This is a genomic window from Mesorhizobium sp. M7A.F.Ca.CA.004.12.1.1 (genome assembly GCF_003997835.1).
Lineage (GTDB): Bacteria > Pseudomonadota > Alphaproteobacteria > Rhizobiales > Rhizobiaceae > Mesorhizobium.
On sequence record NZ_RZRK01000819.1, the window covers coordinates 1 to 2,686 of the forward strand.

General features: G+C 61.5%; 4 protein-coding genes. All 4 read left to right on the plus strand.

What is annotated here, in order from left to right; genetic code table 11:
* The first annotated feature begins 272 nt into the window (after positions 1-272).
* Complete coding sequence (locus EN984_RS30125) at positions 273-614, plus strand: DUF2147 domain-containing protein (protein WP_127270988.1); 342 nt, start codon at positions 273-275, stop codon at positions 612-614.
* Between the two features lie 223 nt (positions 615-837).
* On the plus strand, positions 838-996 hold the full coding sequence (locus EN984_RS37910) for a hypothetical protein (protein WP_023812838.1): 159 nt from the start codon (positions 838-840) through the stop codon (positions 994-996).
* Positions 997-1,034: 38 nt separating this feature from the next.
* A complete protein-coding gene (locus EN984_RS30130; RefSeq protein WP_127270986.1) occupies positions 1,035-1,229 on the plus strand; it encodes a hypothetical protein in 195 nt (64 codons plus the stop codon).
* A 74-nt stretch (positions 1,230-1,303) separates the two neighbouring features.
* The coding region (locus tag EN984_RS30135) for an AMP nucleosidase (protein ID WP_127276662.1) at positions 1,304-2,686 on the plus strand (1,383 nt) is incomplete at its 3' end.

The following is a 2,686-nucleotide window of genomic DNA, read 5'->3' on the forward strand; positions in this document are numbered from 1 at the left end:
GGATACAAACCCAGCAATTCAGCCTGCTTGCCTCAAATTTGACGAAAGTTTTCTCGCGCGGGGGCAAGACTTCGCTAACCACGGCAGACAAAGGCGATGCGCCGATCGTTTCATTTCATCGTCGAGGAGGCGCTTTCAGGCGGCTGCAAAATCCCAAAGTCTTCCGCTACGGCACCGCTTTTGTTTTGCCGGGAGCTGGATTAGCTTACGTTTGCGTAAGCGGCAGACCGGCGAGGCGGAGCATCCGGCCGGACATCCACAGGGAGGAAGACATGTTTCGAAAACTGAGCCTGGCCCTTGCGGCCACATTGATCGTGGCGAGTGCAGCATGGGCCGATCCGATCGAAGGCAATTGGAAGACGCAGGCCGGCGAAACCGCGGCCATCGCCGGCGGCGGCTCGTTTTCCATCACGCTCAAGTCCGGGAAATATGCCGGCAAGACCATCGGCTCGCTCAAGGCGACAGGCGACAACAAATATGCCGGCAACATCACCGATCCGGCAAACGACAAGACCTATTCGGGCAAGGCGACATTGTCGGGCAGCTCTCTCAAGATGAGCGGCTGCGTGCTCGGCGGACTGATCTGCAAGAGCCAGACCTGGCACAAGCTCTGATCGAGCGCATCCTTGCGACATGATGACGGGGCCTCGACGGGCCCCGTTTTCGTTTGTCGACACATCCTGCGCCGATGATGCTCGATACCCACCGGCGGCTATCCAAACCGACGCCGGCGCCGTCGAAACCCGTCAGTCATCTTGAACGGCAGATGAACGCCGGCATCAGAGCCGGTTCAGTTGCATCAGGGCATTCTCCGGCGTGTTGAAGGAGACCGACCCAATGCTTGCTCGCCGCTTCACCATCGTCTGCCTGCTGGTGAGCCTGTTTGGAATGTTCTTCGCCATCCTCGTCGCCGAAGCGGGCCGTCCGGCCCGCGCCTGGGACGAAGCCAGTTCCAGAACCTGCCGCCTCGCCTGCCCCACCCATCTTCGCAACTGACCAAAGAAACCAAGACCTCGAAAGAAAAGCTGAACGCCATGAACCGCATCGCCGCCAACACTCTCAAGACCCTTCGGCTTCTGCCGCGGGCGGCGCTTATCCTGACGGTGCTGGCCGCTCCGGTTCTGGCCGTGCCGATGATGCGCACTGACGCCGGCTCGACGATCGACGCACCAGCCCTGAAGAAGTCCGGCGTCGGCTTTGTGCTCCTGGTCAGCCTGCAGCGCGGTTGAAGAAAAACGGCGCTTTGGCCGCCTTCGGTCGCGACACCCCTCCCAAGTGCCGATCCAAGTCTCTATATTGAGCCATGGAAAAGCGAATCTACCCACAAGCCATCGAATCTGTCGTCATGCCGGAGCCTTTTGGCCGGCAAAGCTTTGATAGCGCCGAAAAAGCAGTCAAGGCACTGCAGGCGCTTTACGACCGCAATACCAAATTCCTGCGCGACTCCTTTGCAGAGCTGGCGGCAGCAGGCGGCGACAATGGCAAGCGCTACCGGGCCTTTTATCCGGAGATCGGTGTCACCACCAACTCGTTCACCCAGATCGACTCGCGCCAGGCCTATGGCCATATGCCGACGCCTGGGCATTTTTCCACCACCATCACCCAGCCGGGCCTGTTCGAAAGCTACCTCGTCGAGCAGTTGCGCCTGATCATGCGCAATCATGGGGTTGCGGTCACGGTGTCGGAATCGACCACACCCATCCCGCTGCATTTCGCCTTCCTTGAAGGCACCCATGTCGACGGCGCGACGGCAGAGCGCATCAAGCGGCCGATCCGCGATCTGTTCGACGTGCCGGATCTCGACGGCACCGACGACCAGATCGCCAACGGCACCTTCGAAGTCGCCTTTGGCGAGCCGAGGCCTCTGGCGCCCTTCACGGCGCAGCGCATCGATTATTCGCTGCACCGGCTGTCGCACTATACGGCAACCACGCCGCAGCAGTTCCAGAACTTCGTGCTGTTCACCAATTATCAGTTCTACATCGACGAGTTCGTCGCCCGCGCCCGCAACCTGATGGCCAATGGCGGCGGCGGATACACGGAGTTCGTCGAGCCGGGCAATGTCATCACCAAGAGCGGGCAAAGCGCGCCCAGCGAAGGCGTTGCACCGCCGCGCCTGCCGCAGATGCCGGCCTATCACCTGAAGAAATCGGGACATGGCGGCATCACCATGGTCAATATCGGCGTCGGGCCCTCCAACGCCAAGACCATCACCGACCATATCGCGGTGCTGAGGCCGCATGCCTGGGTGATGCTCGGCCACTGCGCCGGCCTGCGCAACACCCAGGCGCTGGGCGACTATGTGCTGGCGCATGCCTATGTGCGCGAGGACCATGTGCTGGACGACGATCTTCCGGTCTGGGTGCCGATCCCGCCGCTGGCCGAAATCCAGGTGGCGTTGCAGGAAGCCGTCGCCGAAGTCACCGGCCTTTCCGGCTACGACCTAAAGCGCATCATGCGCACCGGCACCGTCGCCACCATCGACAATCGCAACTGGGAACTGCGCGACCAGCGTGGCCCGGTACAGCGTCTGTCGCAATCTCGCGCCATCGCACTCGACATGGAATCGGCGACCATCGCCGCCAATGGCTTCCGCTTTCGCGTTCCCTACGGCACGCTGCTGTGCGTTTCGGACAAACCGCTGCATGGCGAGTTGAAGCTGCCCGGCATGGCGACCGAATTCTAC